This is a genomic window from Candidatus Nitrotoga sp. BS, assembly GCF_927797785.1.
In the GTDB taxonomy this organism is placed as follows: domain Bacteria; phylum Pseudomonadota; class Gammaproteobacteria; order Burkholderiales; family Gallionellaceae; genus Nitrotoga.
Genome location: NZ_CAKMLL010000068.1, coordinates 44,980 through 62,217 on the forward strand (window position 1 = coordinate 44,980; position 17,238 = coordinate 62,217).

The following is a 17,238-nucleotide window of genomic DNA, read 5'->3' on the forward strand; positions in this document are numbered from 1 at the left end:
CCCCCAGTTTAGTAAACTGCAGTGGACTTGAATTTTTCAATCGCAGCAATCAAGATTTTCTCGTTGTCGGCAGATAATTCCTTACTGGACTCAATGGCTTCCTCCAAGGACTTATATTGGGATTTTACGAATGTGTGGAGTCCGATTTCAAATGCCAAAACCTTATTGATAGGTACATCATCAAAGGAACCTTTGTTAATCGCGAACAGCGTTATTGCCATTTCAGCTACGGACAATGGTGCATACTGCGGCTGCTTCATCAATTCCATAACCAAGCGACCACGCTCCAGTTGTTTGCGTGTTGCGTCGTCCAAATCAGAAGCGAACTGAGCGAAGGCGGCTAGTTCGCGATATTGCGCCAACGCCAAACGTACGCCGCCCCCCAGTTTTTTGATTACCTTGGTCTGTGCCGCACCACCCACGCGCGATACTGATATGCCGGCGTTGATCGCGGGGCGGATGCCCGAATTGAATAAATCAGATTCCAGGAAAATCTGGCCGTCGGTAATGGAAATTACATTGGTAGGGACGAAAGCGGACACGTCACCTGCGGCAGTTTCAATCACTGGCAACGCTGTCAACGAGCCAGTCTTGCCTTTGACTTCGCCATTAGTAAATTTTTCAACATACTCTTCATTCACCCGTGCGCCACGTTCCAGCAAGCGCGAGTGCAAGTAAAATACATCTCCTGGGTAGGCTTCACGACCGGGTGGTCTGCGTAACAGCAAAGATATCTGGCGATATGCCCAAGCTTGTTTTGTTAAATCGTCATAAACAATCAGCGCATCTTGGCCACGATCTCGATAATACTCGCCCATAGTACAACCGGCGTAAGGCGCCAGAAATTGCATGGCCGCAGAATCAGAGGCGGTTGCCACAACCACAATGGTGTATTCCATCGCGCCGTGCTCTTCGAGCTTACGCACTACGTTGGCAACAGTAGATGCCTTTTGGCCAATCGCAACGTAGATACAGGTCATGTCCTGACCTTTCTGGTTGATGATGGCATCTACAGCTACGGCAGTCTTTCCAGTTTGGCGATCACCAATGATCAATTCGCGTTGGCCGCGACCAACTGGAACCATCGAATCAATGGCTTTGAGGCCGGTCTGCACTGGCTGTGACACTGACTTGCGGTCAATTACACCCGGCGCAACCTTTTCAATTTTATCTGTAATCTTGGCGTTGACTGGACCCTTGCCGTCAATGGGTTGACCAAGAGCATTCACTACGCGGCCGATCAGCTCGGGTCCGACAGGCACTTCCAAAATTCGGCCAGTGCACTTGACAGTGTCACCTTCAGTAATGTGCTCGTAGTCGCCCAGCACCACTGAGCCAACGGAGTCGCGCTCAAGATTGAGCGCCAGCCCGAATGTATTGCCGGGAAATTCGAGCATCTCACCCTGCATAACATCTGACAGACCGTGAATACGTACAATACCATCGGTTACGCTGACGACCGTACCTTCCGTACGCGCTTGGGATAGCGCCTCGAAATTTTCGATGCGACTACGAATCAAATTACTAATTTCAGAAGGGTTGAGCTTCATCTACTTTTCCTTAATTTCAATATATCTGTATCAAGCCAAGGCGTTGGCCAACTCGGAAAGGTGGGTGCGCGCAGATCCATCTATCACCTTATCACCGGCGCGGATAACTATTCCGCCTAATAATTTGCGGTCAGTTTCACAGCTAAGCCTGATCTCTCGGCCCATGCGCTTTTGTAGCGCTTCAGAAATTTTTTGCTTTTGTACTTCACTTAAATCAAAGGCGGAAGTCACCACAACGTCCACATTTTTCTCTGCTTCAGCTCGCATTATCTCAAACAGAATTACGATTTCTGGCAAAAGCGTGAGGCGCTGACCCTCTATCATCAATTTGACAAAGCTTTGTTGAATCTTGCTTACCTTATCGCCGGCAAGTGCCAGCATCAAGTCTACTAACTGGCTTTTGATTATGCGTGGGCTGGTAATAATTGCACGAACCTCTGGATTAATCACTGCCTGAGCTAGTGATTGCAACATGTCCGACCAACTCTTCAATTCGCCAAGCGCACGCGCTTCATCGAATGCGGCTTGAGCATATGGGCGTGCGACAGTAATAGCTTCAGCCATAATATTTAAATTTCCGCGACTAGCTTATCAAGCAAGTCGTTATGTGCCTTGGCGTCTATTTCTCGACCCAGAATTTTGCCTGCACCAGCCAATGCAACTGCAGTCACCTGTGTACGCAAATGCTCCTTGGCGCGGAATACCTCCTGCTCAACTTCAGCCTTAGCTGCCGTAACAATACGTTCACCTTCTATCTTGGCTTGCACCTTGGCTTCTTCAACTATTTCGCTTGCGCGCTTGTCACCTAACGCAATAATTTCAGATACCTTTTCTTTTGCTTCTCGGAGAAGCTCGGCAGAGCGCTTGGAAGCTAACGCCAAGTCATTCTTGCCTCGCTCTGCCGCAGCCAAACCATCTGCAATCCGCTTACTGCGAGCATCCAGCGCTGCCATGATGGGTGGCCACACAAATTTCATGCAAAACCATACGAACAATGCAAACATGATCGTTTGGCCGATAAGGGTCGCATTAATGTTCATGCAAATACCTTTCCTAGATTAAACGTACGTAGGCTTACTGACCTGCCACTGCGAACAGAACATACATAGCAATACCGACCGCAATCATTGGCACAGCATCAACCAAGCCCATTACCACGAAGAACTGTGTACGTAGCATAGGAATTAACTCAGGCTGACGAGCGGCGCCTTCAAGGAAGCGACCACCCAAAATACCAATACCTACTGCGGCACCCAAAGCACCGAGCCCCATCATGATCGCGCCGGCGATATAAAGCATTGCTTGTGCCGTATCCATTTGTTTTTCTCCTGTCAGTAAAAGTTAAGTGTTTAAGAAAATAAAGTTATGATTCTCTAGTGATGTTCCTGATGCGCCATGTCCAAATACACAATAGTCAACGTCATGAAAATAAAGGCTTGCAGCGTGACAATCAGAATATGAAAAATCGCCCACCCCAAAGAAAGAATAATCTGTGAACCGAACAATAGCGTGCTGGAGAAGGTAAAGCTTACCCAAGATGCGCCCATAAGCGCGATCAGGATGAATATCATTTCGCCTGCATACATATTTCCGAACAACCGCAATGCCAATGAAACCGGCTTGGCAATTAGATTGACTCCTTCTAGAAACAGATTGACTGGCAAACCAAATTTACCAAACGGTTGCAGCGTCAATTCACCGACAAAGCCACCCAGACCTTTAACCTTTACACTGTAATAGAGCACTAACAGAAATACGCCAATAGCCATACCTATGGTAGCGTTCGGATCCGTGGTAGGAACCAGCTTAAAATGACCAATGCCCAGCGGCTGGGTAATCAACGAAACATAGTCTATAGGCACCAGATCCATAAGGTTCATCAGGAAAATCCAGGCAAAAATGGTTAATGCCAACGGAGCAACCAATGCACTGCGCCCGTTAAATGAGCCGCGCACACTGCTGTCAATAAATTCAACTACCCATTCCACGAAATTCTGCATACCGCTTGGAACGTCAGTGCTGACGCTTTTAGCCACCCTGTTAAAAAGGAATAAGAACACCAATCCTAGGAGTAGAGAAACCAAAAGTGTATCCATGTTGAATGCCCAAAACCCCATTGCCTTAGCCTCCTCGGCTGTATGCGCACAATGGAAATGACCCTCCTGTATGGAACAGGTCAGATTTTGAAGATGGTGCTTAATATAAGCGGATGTCGTCAGGCCTTCAGTGCTCATAAATTTTAGACAAAAATTAGTGCTACCCAGTAAACCATCAAAGTTGCAATATATGCCACAAACAGCGGCAACACATGCACTTCCTTAAATTGCGTGAAGACCAAAGAGAACAATAGGATGGTGAACACAAGCTTGTAAGCTTCGGCGCGATAATGCGCCGAAATTATTGCTTCTGGTTCGCTGCCCAATGGCGCGAACATTTTTTTAGCGTAAACCAAACTGGTCAGAAAACCTACCGCTCCTCCAGCAAAAGCAGAGGCTGCGGCAACTGCGTTCAGGCGCACCAGCATCAACAATGCCATTGCCACGGTTACAGCCACCTGAATCAAAATAATCCGGCGAACCGCACTGCCCACAAGCGTCCCCAATTCCCTCGAAGCCCAGCATTCTACTCAATCTAGCTGACTTGCGTCAACGATTTATTTTCAGGGCGTCATTTCCAGCGTGCGATGAGCTCGGCCAAGTGATCATGACTAGTGTAGTTAATAATTAACTTACCCGCGCCTTTTTTACCTTCCTTGATTTGTACGTTAGTGCCGAGATTCTGGGCAATATCTTCTTGTAATTGCAGTGTATCGCGACTGGGTTTGACCCTGTTGTGTCGCGGTATTGGATTCAACAAATCTTGCACCAGCTTTTCTGCCTCGCGCACCGACAGCCCGTCCGCTGCAATTTTGTTGGCGGCGGCGATCAGCCGCGCGCCATCCAGCGCCAGCAGCGCACGAGCGTGCCCCATATCGAGGCCGCCCCCCATCAACATATCCTGCACTGCCTTCGGCAACTTGAGCAGGCGCAGTAGGTTACTAGTTGCACTGCGCGAACGCCCTACCGCGTCGGCGGCCTCCATGTGCGTCATCTGAAATTCATCGATCAGACGCTGAATGCCGATTGCTTCTTCTAATGGATTGAGATCCTCACGTTGAATGTTTTCGATTAACGCCATGGCCAGTGCGGCGTTGTCTGCCACCTTGCGCACCAACACCGGCACCTGGCTCAGACCTGCCAGCTGAGCAGCTCGCCAGCGGCGCTCCCCGGCAATTATCTCGTGATCACCATTGGGTAACAAACGCGCCAGGATTGGCTGCATAACGCCCTGCGCTTTGATCGAAGCGGCCAGTTCATTGAGTGAGGCTTCATCCATGCGGCTGCGCGGCTGGTACTTGCCCGGCTGGAGTTCATCAACCTTCATTTCACTCAGTACGTCGTCTTGCTCTTTGCCGTTGCCGGACAGCAATACATCCAAGCCGCGCCCCAATCCTTTGTTTGGTTTTACCAAGTCATTTCCTTCTAGGTTAAGACGGTGCCGATTGCGCCGCCTTATTGAGCAATTCGCCAGCCAGAGCTAGATAGGCCTGAGCACCCTTGGAAGATTTGTCATGGTGAAGTACCGGCACACCATAGCTGGGCGCTTCCGCCAACCGCACATTACGTGGGACGATAGCACGGTAGACTTTCTCACCAAAGTGCTGTTGCAATTGTTCTGATACCTGCAAAGCCAATGTATTACGTGGATCGAACATGGTGCGCAACAAACCCTCGATTTCAAGATCCGGATTAAGGTGAGCTCGCACCTTTCGGATGGTATTAACCAAATCGCTAAGCCCTTCCAGGGCATAGTATTCGCACTGTACCGGAATCATGACTGACTTTGCTGCACACAGCCCGTTGAGGGTAAGCAGATTTAAAGCGGGGGGACAATCAATCAATGCATAATCATACTCAGCCGTTACGGCTTGCAGAATTTTCTTGAGTCGGGTTTCACGCTGCGGCAAATCAACCAGTTCAATTTCGGCACCAGCCAGATCACGGTTCGCCGGTAGTACGTCATACTTACCGACTTCCGACTGAAGACGAACTTCTTGCAGGGTTTTGCTTCCCAGTAAAACGTGGTAAATAGTTGCCGACAAATCACGCTTGTTAATACCACTACCCATAGTGGCATTACCTTGGGGATCCAGATCAATCAGCAATACGCGCTGCTTCATGGCTGCCAGACTTGCAGCCAAATTAATTGACGTGGTCGTTTTACCCACCCCCCCTTTCTGATTGGTAATCGCTAGTATCTTGACCATATTCAAGTGAATTTCAACATCATCAGGCAGCGTTCGGCGGCCAGCCCTGGCACCTGCAACGGAACAACTCGTTCCACACTGACATCATTTGGCAACCGCTCCAGCTCCAGCTGCGGAACGCTCTTCATGGCTACCCAGCGCCCTTCCTGTGCCAGCAAATGACGTGTCAGCGCAACAAATTTTGTTGCCTCTGCGAAAGCTCTGGAAATGATGCCATCAAATTTCTCCTCCGACTGCCAGGCTTCCACTCGTCCGCAGTAAATGCTTACGTTGCGCAATTCCAGTTCAATTTTCACTTGCTGCACAAAGCTAGTTTTCTTGCTGTTACTATCCAGAAGGACGAATGTCCATTCTGGGCGCATTAGCGCCAGCATCAAGCCGGGTAGGCCTGCACCGCAGCCCACGTCTAGCCAACGGCCTGGCCATAAATGCGGCAAGACGGCAAGGCTGTCGAGCAAATGACTACTTACCATCTGTGCCGGCTGACGAATTGCCGTCAGGTTATAAACCCGATTCCATTTTTGCAACAACTCAAGATAACTTAACAACTTGCACTGCACATCTGGCGCAACATCCAACCCGAGTTGCGTAATACCAAGCGCCAGCTCTTTGGCCTGATTCACGCGCTTTTCTTCACTTTCGCGCCTTCTGGTGGCTCTTTAACATCTGCTGTCATTACAACACTCCGAAAACCGCGTTTCAGGTGTACCAATAACAAGGAAACCGCTGCCGGAGTTATTCCGGAAATACGGGCCGCCTCTCCTACTGTCTCTGGCATATGTTGATTGAGTTTTTGCTGCACCTCAATTGACAGGCCAAGCACCGTTCGATAATCCATAGTTTCAGGTAACCGCATATTTTCATTATGTTCATTGCGCGCAACTTCACCGCGCTGTCGCTCAATGTAGCCGTGATATTTGGCTTGAATTTCCACCTGCTCTGCCACTTTTTCATCAACTACCGGCTCACCTGCCCCAGGCAAAGTCATCAGGCTGGCATAGCTCACATCGGGACGGCGCAAAAGTTCATATAACGCATATTCGCGCTCTATCCCTTTGCCCAGAACGCGCACCGCATCTTCCTGTGGCAACAGCTTTGGGTTGATCCAAATGGATTTCAGCCGTTCTTGTTCGCGTGTAATTGCATCACGCTTCAACTCAAACGCCCGCCAATATGCATCATCTACCACACCCAGTTTGCGCCCGATTTCTGTTAAACGCAGATCTGCGTTATCTTCACGTAGTTGCAGGCGATACTCGGCACGACTGGTAAACATACGATAAGGCTCAGACACGCCACGCGTAATTAAGTCATCTACCAATACGCCCAGATAGGCCTCATCGCGTCGCGGGCACCAACTTTCTTTGCCCAGCACGCGCAAGGCTGCATTAATGCCCGCCAATAAACCCTGAGCGGCCGCTTCTTCATATCCGGTGGTGCCATTAATTTGCCCGGCAAAAAACAGGTCACTTATCACTTTGGTTTCCAATGAATGCTTCAATCCGCGTGGATCAAAATAATCATATTCAATTGCATAGCCAGGGCGCGTGATATGCGCATTCTCCAAGCCCTTTATGGAACGCACTAGTGCCAACTGCACATCGAAAGACAAGCTGGTGGAAATCCCGTTTGGATAAACTTCGTGTGTAGTCAACCCTTCCGGCTCCAGAAAAATCTGGTGCGATTCTTTGTCGGCAAAGCGCGTGATCTTGTCCTCGATAGAAGGGCAATAGCGTGGCCCCACACCCTCAATAACTCCGGTGAACATCGGTGAACGATCTAACCCAGCGCGGATAATATCGTGCGTGTGTTGATTTGTATGGGTAATCCAGCAAGATAATTGTTGCGGATGCTGTTGTACTCGTCCCATAAATGAGAATACTGGCACCGGCATATCGCCAGGTTGCTCGGTCATCACGGAATAATCAATGCTACGCCCATCAATGCGCGGTGGCGTGCCAGTCTTCAGCCTGCCCATCGGTAACTTAAGTTCGCGCAAACATTGCGCTAAACTAAAAGAGGGTGGGTCGCCCGCCCGTCCTGCTTGGTAAGAGGTCTGTCCGATGTGAATTAGGCCCGAAAGGAAAGTCCCTGTAGTCAACACAACGGTTTTTGCAGAAAAATACAAACCCAGTTGAGTGAAAACTCCGCATACCTTATTATCTTCTACCCGTAAATCATCCACCGCCTGCTGAAATAACCAAAGGTTGGGGGTGTTTTCTAATCGCTTGCGGATGGCTTGCCTGTATAGCACTCGATCAGCCTGAGCGCGCGTAGCGCGCACTGCTGGCCCTTTAGAGGCGTTGAGGATGCGAAATTGAATGCCAGATTCATCAGCTGCCGCCGCCATAACACCGCCCAAAGCATCTATCTCTTTGACTAGATGCCCCTTTCCGATGCCGCCAATAGATGGGTTGCACGACATCATCCCGAGTGTCTCAATGTTATGCGTGAGCAACAAGGTGGCGCAGCCCATGCGTGCACTTGCAAGTGCAGCCTCTGTCCCGGCGTGGCCACCGCCCACGACAATCACATCGAATTTTTTCGGGAAATCCATCTTTGTTTTCTTTAGTTTTTTGATTGCAGAAACGGTAATACGCTTGATGAAACGAATACACGCATCATACATCAAAATGATACGAAGGCAGAAAGCCCTCTCATAGTTGTTCCACGTGAAACAAAGTATTACTTAATTTTTAAGCGTTCAAAACGGACAATCAATACGTTACAGAGGGCCTCAGAACTGAGGTAGCATAGTGCTGGAATAGTTTTTTGACCGAGTTAATCACGACCTGTCGATGGAAAAAACTTTCGTGATAGTCGAGGATGGACGAGTATATCGCCTATGAATCAGCACTTGGAAGTAGACTTATGTCTTTAACCGATATGCGAACGACTGTAAAACATACGTCAAAGGCAAAGCGGCGGGCAATCGGTAACCTGCTGAACGTTACGCTGCCAGATGGCACAGCCATAGACTATCTGATCGATGGAGAGAATCGCCGTATTGGCAAAAAAGTGAACGGAACACTGGTGCAGGCGTTTTTATACCAGGGCCGGCTTCGTCCTGTTGCCGAATTGAACAGCACTAACGCTATCGTGAGTCGTTTCGTATATGCCACACACATTAATGTGCCCGATTACATGATCAAGGCCAGTGTAACCTACCGCATCATCGCCGATAATCTGGGTAGCCCGAGGTTGGTGGTGAATACCTCCACCGGCGCCATCGTACAACGCATGGATTACGATGAATTCGGCAATGTTATTGCGGATTCCAACCCTGGCTTCCAACCTTTCGGCTTCGCAGGCGGGTTGTATGATCGCAATACCAAGCTGCTCAGATTCGGCGCTCGCGATTATGATGCCGAAGTTGGACGGTGGACAGCCAAGGATCCGATCTTGTTTGAAGGTGGGGATCGGAATTTGTATACCTATGTCGGGGGGAATCCGCTTAGTTATGTGGATCCTTTGGGATTAGCATCGTTGTATACCGACATGCGTGGAGGTACGACCACATTTGATCCTCGACCAGAAGATCCAAATGGGAATCCATTTACAATTCCGACGAGTACTTCTGTTTCATCACGCGCAAGATCAGATGCAAATCAAGGATTTTCTACACCAAATGTTATTGGTGTACGTCACAAAGGTAATAGCCGAGCGTTTGGCCCAGACGGTGCTGTGATTGACGTTGGAGATTCGCGAGGTAGACATATTCATGGAGGTGGAAGCTGTAGAGCTGTAGCAGACTCCCAAGCAGACCAACAGGGGTGGTGTGCAACCATGGGTTGTACTAGAGGACAGAATGGCGACGTTTTAGATTTGGCTGACAAGATTATGGATTTCAAGAAAGAACATCCAGGAGTCAGTATTCCATACTATCGATATTAGGATTGAGAAGCTTTTATGCGAATAAATATATCTAGATTCGTTATGGTTGTAGCGTTGTTATTTCTGACTTTAACTGTCCACGCTGCCTCTAAAGAGGGGCCGACATGTTTAGGTGAAAACTGTCTAGATAAAAAAGCGTTGGATGCCAAGCATCTTTTCAAAACGATAGGTAAGGTAAATCCTGCGGGTAAAGACATTGTCTACTATTGTTATGCTGTGACTGGTGGCGGTTATTTTCGAGCTGGCGTACTACAGAGCGAAGGGATAGTAGTCTCGATGCTTCTTTCTAATAACGAAGCTTGTGCTTCCAGAGGGAAAGCAAAATATATCCTTAACCAATTTGTCACTGAAAGAGGAATTTCACTTGGTAGCACTGAAAAAAATGTGATATCTGCTTATGGAAATCCTATAGAAATTCTGGACTCAGCAACAGCCTATAAATGATGGCTTTCGGATGATAGTGGCAGATATTACAAACCAAAAGAGTTAGATCAATTCTGGCTATACGGACCTGATACAGATACATCTTTAGTTCGTGGCATAGGAATGCGCCAAGGTATTGTGGTTTCAATTTTGCTGCAAGCGTCACCTTGATCCTACATGGCAAGCGTAGCCTGAGCTAACGTAGGTTGGCGCTGAGCTTACGAAGCCCAACATCACAAGGGGAGGACACATGCGTTACCAATGTGCCAACCCGCGTAAGGCGCACCCCGTAAGGCGACAATAAGCGAAGCGCATTGCGCCGTATGATAATGTTCCACAATTCGCTGATTGATTGAGCCGCACTGCCCACCCTCTCTCTTCCTTACTTATTTACAATAAAAAAGCCATCCTCTCCGGCAACCCGGATGCGGTGGTTTCTTTTTTAGCGGCTATCACATTTTGATAATCCTGCACCTCGGCATCAAGATAAACCGGCAGGTTGGGGCGTAGATTGGGCTGATCAAACTTGCCGCGTGTCGAACCGGTATAATCCACTTCGACAGGGATGTCGTTGTCATGTGAGGGGGTAGTAGCTGCATTCATATTGGTACCTATCGTGGTACGTTCTCGTAAAAAAACCGTTTCCACTTAATGGCCGGGTGGGCGGAAATCAAGCGGGCACTGGCACTGGTGGGGCCGGTAGTCTGGTAAATATGCGTCACCAGCAACAAGACTCCGCTGGCATCATGCCCCAGCGACCAACAGCGTTTCTTATCCTGATTGTGCGCTTCATCAACTTCACGCCACGCTTGTCAGCATTGATTGATGCCTTGACGATGTCTCACTGAAAATAATAAACAATGAAGTGATCGTTTAGTGCCTGATCGAGTCGCCTGACATCACACTCAAAAAAAACCGGCAAGGTCAACGCATGGATTACGATGAATTCGGTAACGTTATAGCGGATTCCAACTTTAGCTTTCAACCAAACGACACAAGAAACAAATTCTTGTACCATATGGATAGCAGGAACCGGTCATAAGCTCGACAGTCTGAGGGGCGGGCAGCAGTTGGGTGAAATGCTCATGGATTTGTACAACAACGCTGTCGGGCGAGACGCTGGAAAAACAGTACGCCGGTTAATCAAGGCAAGCTGTGGACTCTGCCTCTCAACGGCTCGTCATACAATACATATCAAGGAGCGCGCTGAAATGAAGACTTTCTTACTAGGTGGTGTCGGTAGCTCTTCTCTTGACTTCGTGCATGACTTACAAAGGAAACTTCTCACTTGTTAATAAGGCTAGGGAGCCCATCACTCATGCGACGGTGGCAATATGTGGGCAGAAAATCGAGCTGAAGGATATTGTGAGCCTAACAAGAGTGCGCTGACTCTTCGCTTTGCTGGCTTTATTTTTCAAGCTTGATTTTCATCGCTGCGGCAATGCAGTTCTCAGCTAGCAAGAGTACGTTTGGTGTGCGGTCTAGCGTTATAAGAGCATCATCGATACCCCTATAGCCTTTCGAGTGCTAATCGATCTTGCCTGGAATTTTTGGTGTGGTGCATACCACGTCTGCGTTCTGGGCTCTGTGGCGCAGCGCATGGTCGATCAGTACCAAGGCAAGCATGGCTTCAGTGATAGGCGTAGCGCGAATACCTACACACGGGTCGTGGCGACCATGGGTTTCCACCAGCGTTGGCTCACCCGCTTTATTGATGGAGCGGCGCGGAAGACGAATGCTGGAAGTGGGTTTTATGGCGACATGTGCCACAATATCCTGTCCAGTGGAAATGCCGCCCAGTATGCCGCCAGCATGGTTGGATAAAAAACCTTGTGGAGTGATTTCGTCACTATGCTCACTGCCTCTCTGCGTAACTGAGGAAAAGCCGGCACCAATCTCTACACCTTTTACAGCATTAATGCTCATCATGGCGTAGCCAATGTCGGCATCAAGACGGTCATACACTGGCTCGCCCCAGCCCACAGGCATATGTTCAGCCACGACCGTGAGTTTTGCACCGATGGAATCGCCGGATTTGCGTAACGCATCCATGTAGGTTTCCAGTTGCTCAACGTAACTGTTATCGGCGACAAAAAAGGGATTGCAGTTGACTTCATCCCAGCTCTTGAAGGGCACCACTATTTCACCCAATTGCGATAAATAGCCGCGTATCACCACACCATAACGCTCGTTCAGCCATTTTTTCGCAATCGCTCCAGCCGCTACGCGCACTGCGGTCTCACGTGCCGACGCCCGCCCGCCACCGCGATGATCGCGGATGCCGTATTTCTGCCAATAAGTGTAGTCGGCATGGCCAGGACGAAAGCTTGCGGCGATGTTGCCGTAATCTTTGCTACGTTGATCTTCGTTGCGAATCAACAACGCAATCGGTGTGCCAGTGGTTTCGCCTTCAAAGATACCGGATAAAATTTCTACCGTGTCTGACTCGCGTCTTTGGGTGACATGGCGTGAAGTGCCGGGCTTACGCCTGTCCAGTTCACTTTGAATATCTGCTGTACTCAACGCCATCCCAGGCGGACAACCATCAACCACGCAACCGATTGCGGCACCATGAGACTCACCAAAAGATGTGACGCAGAATAAAGTACCGAATGTATTTCCTGACATGGCTAAACTCGCTAAATTTATGAGGCGAGTTTAACATACCACATCTCTATCAAGTCGCTCCAACTAGGCAGTTGATGTGTAATAGGCTTTTTTGACTTTCTGGCGATTTGCGGCCTCGGTCTCCGGTTACCCTTCCAACCATCCATTCATGGTTACAAAAATGAAAGCAATTTTAATGACCGCAGCTGGCAGCCCCGATGTGTTGCAACTGCGTGAAATCCCCCTACCCGAAATACCCTCACAAAACCATTTGCGGGTCAAACTGGCCGCCGTGGGTATCAATCCGCTGGACACCAAACTGCGCGCTAAGCCAGCCTATTACCCCGACAAACTTCCCGCCATCCTGGGCTGCGATGGTGCCGGTATCGTAGATGCCATCGGCACGGCCGTGACGCGTTTTGCAGTCGGTGATGCGGTCTATTTCTGCAACGGTGGTATCGGCGACGAACCCGGCTGCTATGCTGAATATACCACCGTGCATGAAGACTACTGCGCTTTCAAACCAGCCAACCTCAGCCTGCATGAAAGCGCTGCGTTGCCACTGGTGCTGATTACCGTGTGGGAGGCGCTAGTCGAACGCGTTAATCTGCAAGTCAAACAATCTATCCTCATCCATGCCGCGGCTGGGGGTGTCGGCCATATTGCCGTGCAACTCGCCCACCATCTGGGCGCACATGTCGCGGTAACAGTAAGCGATGACAGAAAAGCCGGGCTGGTGCAAGGTCTCGGTGCAAAAAAAATAATTTATTACCGCGAGCAGGATTTTGTGCCGGAAGTTCTTGCCTGGACCGCTGATAAAGGTGTGGACGTGATATTTGACACGGTAGGCGGCGAAGTTTTTCTGCGCTCGTTCAATGCAGCGCGCATTGGCGGCAAAGTGGTCAGCTTGCTGTCCACTCCGCTGTCATTGACTGACACTCAACTGGCGCGACTGCGCAATCTGTCATTGTGCTACGAACTGATGCTTACGCCGCAAGTGATGCACTTGCATGACGAGCGTATACGCCAGCGCAAAATACTGGAACAGGGAGCGCAATTAGTTGAGGCCGGAAAACTCGGCGTGCTGATGAGCATGGTGATGCCATTGAAAGATGCTGCCCACGCACACCGTCTCATTGAAAAAGGCGGCGTCACTGGCAAAGTCGTACTGGTGATGGATTAATACTACGGTCAACTACAAGCCAAGCTCCTCCCACATGGCATCTACACGACGCTTGATCGCGTCGTCCATCGCAATTGGCGTACCCCACTCGCGTTGCGTTTCACCTGGCCATTTGTTGGTCGCATCCAGTCCCATCTTACTGCCCAGACCGGATACCGGGCTGGCGAAATCGAGATAATCAATGGGCGTATTATCCACCAGCAATGTGTCGCGCGCGGGATCAACGCGCGTTGTGATCGCCCAGATAACTTCCTTCCATTGACGGATATCGATGTCATCATCCACCACGATGATGAACTTGGTGTACATGAACTGACGCAAGTAGGACCAGATGCCGAACATCACGCGCTTGGCATGTCCCGGATACTGCTTTTTCATGGACACAATTGCCAAACGATAAGAACAGCCCTCCGGCGGCAGGTAGAAATCCGAAATTTCGGGAAACTGTTTCTGCAGAAGTGGCACGAACACTTCGTTCAATGCCACGCCCAAAATGGCCGGCTCATCTGGCGGTTTGCCGGTATAGGTGGAGTGATAAATGGGATTGTGACGCATGGTAATGCGCTCAATGGTGAATACCGGAAACTTTTCCTGCTCATTGTAATAACCGGTGTGGTCACCAAACGGGCCTTCCAGCGCGATCTCATTTGGGTGGATCATTCCCTCCAGAACGATCTCGGCACTGGCAGGTACTTGCAAATTGCTACCAATACATTTAACCAGTTCTGTTTTCGATCCACGCAACAACCCAGCAAATTGATATTCAGACAGGCTGTCCGGCACTGGCGTGACGGCGCCTAAAATGGTAGCTGGGTCGGCACCGATCACCACTGCCAGCGGAAACGGCTGACCCGGATGCGTTTTGCACCACTCTTGATAATCCAGCGCACCTCCGCGATGCGCCAGCCAGCGCATAATGACCTTGTTGGGCGCGATCACCTGCTGGCGGTAAATGCCAAGATTCTGGCGCGGCTTGTTGGGGCCACGGGTCACCACCAGCCCCCAGCTAATCAGGGGTGCCGCATCTCCTGGCCAGCAAGTTTGTATGGGTAGCCTGCTCAGGTCTACTTCGCTGCCATCCCATACTACTTCCTGGCAGGCAGCGCTCGAAACTACCTTGGGTGTCATATTCAGCACCTGCTTCAATATCGGCCACTTGTCCCAGGCATCCTTTAAACCTTTGGGTGGCTCGGGCTCTTTCAGGTAAGCCAGCAACTTGCCCACTTCGCGTAATGCCGTTACGCTTTCCTCGCCCATGCCTAATGCCACGCGGTGCGGCGTACCGAACAAATTCGCCAGAACAGACATACTGTGTCCTGCAGGATTTTCAAACAGCACAGCAGGGCCTTGTGCATGCAACACACGATCGCAGATTTCCGTCATCTCCAAATGCGGAGAAACTGACGTAATCACGCGCTTAAGCTCACCCAGTTTTTCTAATTGCGAGATAAAATCGCGCAGGTCACGATATTTCATTTATAAAAACTTTCTTCGCCCTCGGGGCGGGTTTTAAATCGCTTGTGCAGCCAGAAATATTGTTCCGGCATTTCCCGCACTCGCTGTTCGATAAATTCGTTTATACGGCGGGTATCGACTATTAAATCATTACTAGGATAGTTTTCCCACGCTGGATAGAAGCGTACCTCATACCCTTTATAATCCGGCAAAACACGTGTAATACACGGCACCACCTTTGCATTAGCCATCATTACCAGGCGAGGCAACGTCGCCAACGTAGCGGCGGGTATACCAAAGAATGGAACGAACACACCATCCTTGGTAGTCCAATCTTGATCCGTAAAATAATAAAATGGCCGACATTCGCGTAATGATTTTACTACCGGGCGCATCCCCGCTTGTCGCGCATACAAAAATTGCTTGCCGAAACGCGCGCGTTTCTGCAACACCAAGTTTTGCAAGTAAGTATTTTTTTGTTTAGAGTACACACTCACCCCATCCGTATGCTGGGTAATCCAGGAACCACCAACATCCAGAGCAACAAAATGTGACGTCAGTAAAATCAGTGGATTACCGAGTGCGTTTTGAAAATGCTCCACACCTTCAACACGTATCAACTTCTGGATGCGCTCGCGGCTAGACCACCATAAAATACCCCGCTCCACAATACTGCGGCCAAAAGCATTAAAGTGCTGTCGCACCAGTTTCGATCGCTCTGCTTCGTTCAGTTCGGGGAAACATAAACGCAAATTGATACATGCCACGCGACGACGCTTGGCTGTAAACATATAAAGCAGCGCCCCCAGGACATTGCCTATCCACGCTTGCAGCCGATATGGAAGGAAATGCAGTAACCACAGCAGAAAAACACCACAACGCACCATCATATTGGATTTACGTCTTGCTTCGTGGCCGGCTTAATGCCTGCCGGAGTCTTGTAACGATTGTAACTCCACAAATATTGCGCAGGATTCGTGAGCACCAATTCTTCAAGCGCCGCATTGACCTGCCTACCAATGGGCAAATCAACATTGAATTTCAGGGGTGTGAAGCGCAGGACATATCCCGACCCATTGGTTAATCGTTCGACGGAAGTCATCACTACCGATGCGCCGCTAGACTTCACCAAGCGCCCAATCAACGTCATGGTGTAGGCTGGTCGCCCGAAGAAGTCTGCCCATTCTCCCTCGCCATTGCCGGGCACCTGATCTGGCAAAAGCCCTATTGCTTCAGCCCGCTTGAGCGCTTTATACAACTGGCGCACCCCGCTTACATCGGTACGCGCCAGCCGCATTTGGGCTCGCTCGCGACCGTTGCGCATCACTTGCTCTAGCCAGATTAACTTGGGAGGGCGATACAGTACAGTGAGTGGCATATGCTCTGCGACATATAAGGCTGACACATCGAAACATCCCAAATGCGGCGTTAAAAAAATTATCCCCTTGCCACTTGCACGTGCCGCTTCGATATGCTCCCAGCCATAACATGCTTTGACGCTGGCGGTCACCTCTGCTAAAGGTCGGCACCAAATCCACAGTAACTCGACCGCCCCCTTGCCCGTTTCAACTATGCTGGCGTTTAACACTCTGCGAAAATCTGTTTGGGGACGCCCTTTTAATGCATTATTGAGGTTTTCACGCATCCGTTCTGCATACTTATCCGACAGACTATAAGTCAATTTGCCCAGCATGGCGCCAAGACGGTGTAACACACTCAGCGGTAAACGCGCTACCAAATTGAATAGTCTGGCTACAAGCGAGGGGATCATGGGGGTAATTACAATCAGTAGTTGCTATAATGAAGGTTTTCTCAACCAA

19 protein-coding genes are annotated in these 17,238 nt (G+C 49.7%); 4 read left to right on the top strand and 15 right to left on the bottom strand.

The genetic code is table 11. The features are described from left to right. Positions 1 to 8 precede the first annotated feature (8 nt). The 10 genes from atpA to mnmG form a co-directional block, all read right to left on the bottom strand. The gene (gene atpA, locus MJ769_RS08420) at positions 9 to 1,550 is read right to left on the bottom strand and encodes a F0F1 ATP synthase subunit alpha (RefSeq protein WP_239236240.1); all 1,542 of its coding nucleotides are present in this window, start codon (positions 1,548 to 1,550) and stop codon (positions 9 to 11) included. Positions 1,551 to 1,580: 30 nt separating this feature from the next. Next, positions 1,581 to 2,114 carry a F0F1 ATP synthase subunit delta gene (locus MJ769_RS08425; protein WP_239236241.1) on the bottom strand — a complete coding sequence of 178 codons (534 nt, stop codon included), beginning with the start codon at positions 2,112 to 2,114 and terminating at the stop codon, positions 1,581 to 1,583. Between the two features lie 5 nt (positions 2,115 to 2,119). Then, on the bottom strand, positions 2,120 to 2,590 hold the full coding sequence (locus MJ769_RS08430) for a F0F1 ATP synthase subunit B (protein WP_239236242.1): 471 nt from the start codon (positions 2,588 to 2,590) through the stop codon (positions 2,120 to 2,122). A gap of 34 nt (positions 2,591 to 2,624) precedes the next feature. After that, entirely contained in the window at positions 2,625 to 2,867 is a 243-nt protein-coding gene (gene atpE, locus MJ769_RS08435; RefSeq protein WP_239236244.1) for a F0F1 ATP synthase subunit C, read from the bottom strand. Between the two features lie 56 nt (positions 2,868 to 2,923). Continuing rightward, positions 2,924 to 3,784, bottom strand: coding sequence for a F0F1 ATP synthase subunit A (gene atpB, locus MJ769_RS08440; RefSeq protein ID WP_239236245.1), 861 nt, complete (start codon positions 3,782 to 3,784; stop codon positions 2,924 to 2,926). A gap of 5 nt (positions 3,785 to 3,789) precedes the next feature. Next, the gene (locus MJ769_RS08445) at positions 3,790 to 4,140 is read right to left on the bottom strand and encodes an ATP synthase subunit I (RefSeq protein ID WP_239236247.1); all 351 of its coding nucleotides are present in this window, start codon (positions 4,138 to 4,140) and stop codon (positions 3,790 to 3,792) included. 77 nt (positions 4,141 to 4,217) lie between these two features. Next, entirely contained in the window at positions 4,218 to 5,060 is an 843-nt protein-coding gene (locus MJ769_RS08450) for a ParB/RepB/Spo0J family partition protein (RefSeq protein WP_239236249.1), read from the bottom strand. A 16-nt stretch (positions 5,061 to 5,076) separates the two neighbouring features. Then, complete coding sequence (locus MJ769_RS08455) at positions 5,077 to 5,856, bottom strand: ParA family protein (protein ID WP_239236251.1); 780 nt, start codon at positions 5,854 to 5,856, stop codon at positions 5,077 to 5,079. Between the two features lie 2 nt (positions 5,857 to 5,858). Next, positions 5,859 to 6,479 carry a 16S rRNA (guanine(527)-N(7))-methyltransferase RsmG gene (gene rsmG / locus MJ769_RS08460; protein WP_239236257.1) on the bottom strand — a complete coding sequence of 207 codons (621 nt, stop codon included), beginning with the start codon at positions 6,477 to 6,479 and terminating at the stop codon, positions 5,859 to 5,861. Next, positions 6,476 to 8,413 carry a tRNA uridine-5-carboxymethylaminomethyl(34) synthesis enzyme MnmG gene (mnmG, locus tag MJ769_RS08465; protein WP_239236259.1) on the bottom strand — a complete coding sequence of 646 codons (1,938 nt, stop codon included), beginning with the start codon at positions 8,411 to 8,413 and terminating at the stop codon, positions 6,476 to 6,478. Before mnmG ends, rsmG begins: the two co-directional genes overlap by 4 nt. A gap of 314 nt (positions 8,414 to 8,727) precedes the next feature. On the opposite strand from mnmG, the gene MJ769_RS08470 reads away from it, so the two are divergent. Together MJ769_RS08470 and MJ769_RS08475 are read left to right on the top strand one after the other, a co-directional pair. Further along, positions 8,728 to 9,750, top strand: coding sequence for an RHS repeat-associated core domain-containing protein (locus MJ769_RS08470; RefSeq protein ID WP_239236261.1), 1,023 nt, complete (start codon positions 8,728 to 8,730; stop codon positions 9,748 to 9,750). Between the two features lie 15 nt (positions 9,751 to 9,765). Further along, complete coding sequence (locus tag MJ769_RS08475; RefSeq protein ID WP_239236263.1) at positions 9,766 to 10,194, top strand: hypothetical protein; 429 nt, start codon at positions 9,766 to 9,768, stop codon at positions 10,192 to 10,194. 369 nt (positions 10,195 to 10,563) lie between these two features. Here MJ769_RS08475 and MJ769_RS08480 read toward each other — a convergent pair whose 3' ends face one another. Continuing rightward, positions 10,564 to 10,776, bottom strand: a complete 213-nt coding sequence (locus MJ769_RS08480; protein WP_239236265.1) for a hypothetical protein — start codon at positions 10,774 to 10,776, stop codon at positions 10,564 to 10,566. 56 nt (positions 10,777 to 10,832) lie between these two features. Between MJ769_RS08480 and MJ769_RS08485 the strand changes: the two genes are divergently transcribed. Next, positions 10,833 to 11,021 (top strand): hypothetical protein, encoded by a 189-nt coding sequence (locus MJ769_RS08485; RefSeq protein WP_239236267.1) that lies wholly within the window; start codon positions 10,833 to 10,835, stop codon positions 11,019 to 11,021. A gap of 679 nt (positions 11,022 to 11,700) precedes the next feature. On the opposite strand, the gene aroC is transcribed toward MJ769_RS08485, so the two are convergent. Next, on the bottom strand, positions 11,701 to 12,801 hold the full coding sequence (aroC, locus tag MJ769_RS08490; protein WP_239236269.1) for a chorismate synthase: 1,101 nt from the start codon (positions 12,799 to 12,801) through the stop codon (positions 11,701 to 11,703). 160 nt (positions 12,802 to 12,961) lie between these two features. Between aroC and MJ769_RS08495 the strand changes: the two genes are divergently transcribed. Beyond that, the gene (locus tag MJ769_RS08495) at positions 12,962 to 13,963 is read left to right on the top strand and encodes a zinc-dependent alcohol dehydrogenase family protein (RefSeq protein WP_239236271.1); all 1,002 of its coding nucleotides are present in this window, start codon (positions 12,962 to 12,964) and stop codon (positions 13,961 to 13,963) included. A 12-nt stretch (positions 13,964 to 13,975) separates the two neighbouring features. Here the strand turns inward: MJ769_RS08495 and ubiD are convergent, their stop codons facing one another. The 3 genes from ubiD to MJ769_RS08510 are packed head-to-tail and all read right to left on the bottom strand — an operon-like array spanning position 13,976 to position 17,189. Beyond that, entirely contained in the window at positions 13,976 to 15,439 is a 1,464-nt protein-coding gene (gene ubiD / locus MJ769_RS08500; RefSeq protein WP_239236273.1) for a 4-hydroxy-3-polyprenylbenzoate decarboxylase, read from the bottom strand. Then, the gene (locus MJ769_RS08505) at positions 15,436 to 16,308 is read right to left on the bottom strand and encodes a lysophospholipid acyltransferase family protein (RefSeq protein ID WP_239236275.1); all 873 of its coding nucleotides are present in this window, start codon (positions 16,306 to 16,308) and stop codon (positions 15,436 to 15,438) included. The genes ubiD and MJ769_RS08505 overlap by 4 nt, the downstream gene beginning before the upstream one ends. Beyond that, complete coding sequence (locus MJ769_RS08510; RefSeq protein WP_239236283.1) at positions 16,305 to 17,189, bottom strand: lysophospholipid acyltransferase family protein; 885 nt, start codon at positions 17,187 to 17,189, stop codon at positions 16,305 to 16,307. Before MJ769_RS08510 ends, MJ769_RS08505 begins: the two co-directional genes overlap by 4 nt. Between the last annotated feature and the right edge of the window lie 49 nt (positions 17,190 to 17,238).

Coding starts and splice junctions, on each gene's coding strand:
- ubiD (WP_239236273.1), bottom strand. CDS start 15,439: ATGAAATATCGTGACCTGCGCGATTTTATCTCGCAATTAGAAAAACTG.
- MJ769_RS08505 (WP_239236275.1), bottom strand. CDS start 16,308: ATGATGGTGCGTTGTGGTGTTTTTCTGCTGTGGTTACTGCATTTCCTT.
- mnmG (WP_239236259.1), bottom strand. CDS start 8,413: ATGGATTTCCCGAAAAAATTCGATGTGATTGTCGTGGGCGGTGGCCAC.
- MJ769_RS08510 (WP_239236283.1), bottom strand. CDS start 17,189: ATGATCCCCTCGCTTGTAGCCAGACTATTCAATTTGGTAGCGCGTTTA.
- MJ769_RS08495 (WP_239236271.1), top strand. CDS start 12,962: ATGAAAGCAATTTTAATGACCGCAGCTGGCAGCCCCGATGTGTTGCAA.
- MJ769_RS08455 (WP_239236251.1), bottom strand. CDS start 5,856: ATGGTCAAGATACTAGCGATTACCAATCAGAAAGGGGGGGTGGGTAAA.
- MJ769_RS08425 (WP_239236241.1), bottom strand. CDS start 2,114: ATGGCTGAAGCTATTACTGTCGCACGCCCATATGCTCAAGCCGCATTC.
- MJ769_RS08475 (WP_239236263.1), top strand. CDS start 9,766: ATGCGAATAAATATATCTAGATTCGTTATGGTTGTAGCGTTGTTATTT.
- atpB (WP_239236245.1), bottom strand. CDS start 3,784: ATGAGCACTGAAGGCCTGACGACATCCGCTTATATTAAGCACCATCTT.
- atpE (WP_239236244.1), bottom strand. CDS start 2,867: ATGGATACGGCACAAGCAATGCTTTATATCGCCGGCGCGATCATGATG.
- aroC (WP_239236269.1), bottom strand. CDS start 12,801: ATGTCAGGAAATACATTCGGTACTTTATTCTGCGTCACATCTTTTGGT.
- MJ769_RS08470 (WP_239236261.1), top strand. CDS start 8,728: ATGTCTTTAACCGATATGCGAACGACTGTAAAACATACGTCAAAGGCA.
- MJ769_RS08430 (WP_239236242.1), bottom strand. CDS start 2,590: ATGAACATTAATGCGACCCTTATCGGCCAAACGATCATGTTTGCATTG.
- atpA (WP_239236240.1), bottom strand. CDS start 1,550: ATGAAGCTCAACCCTTCTGAAATTAGTAATTTGATTCGTAGTCGCATC.
- MJ769_RS08480 (WP_239236265.1), bottom strand. CDS start 10,776: ATGAATGCAGCTACTACCCCCTCACATGACAACGACATCCCTGTCGAA.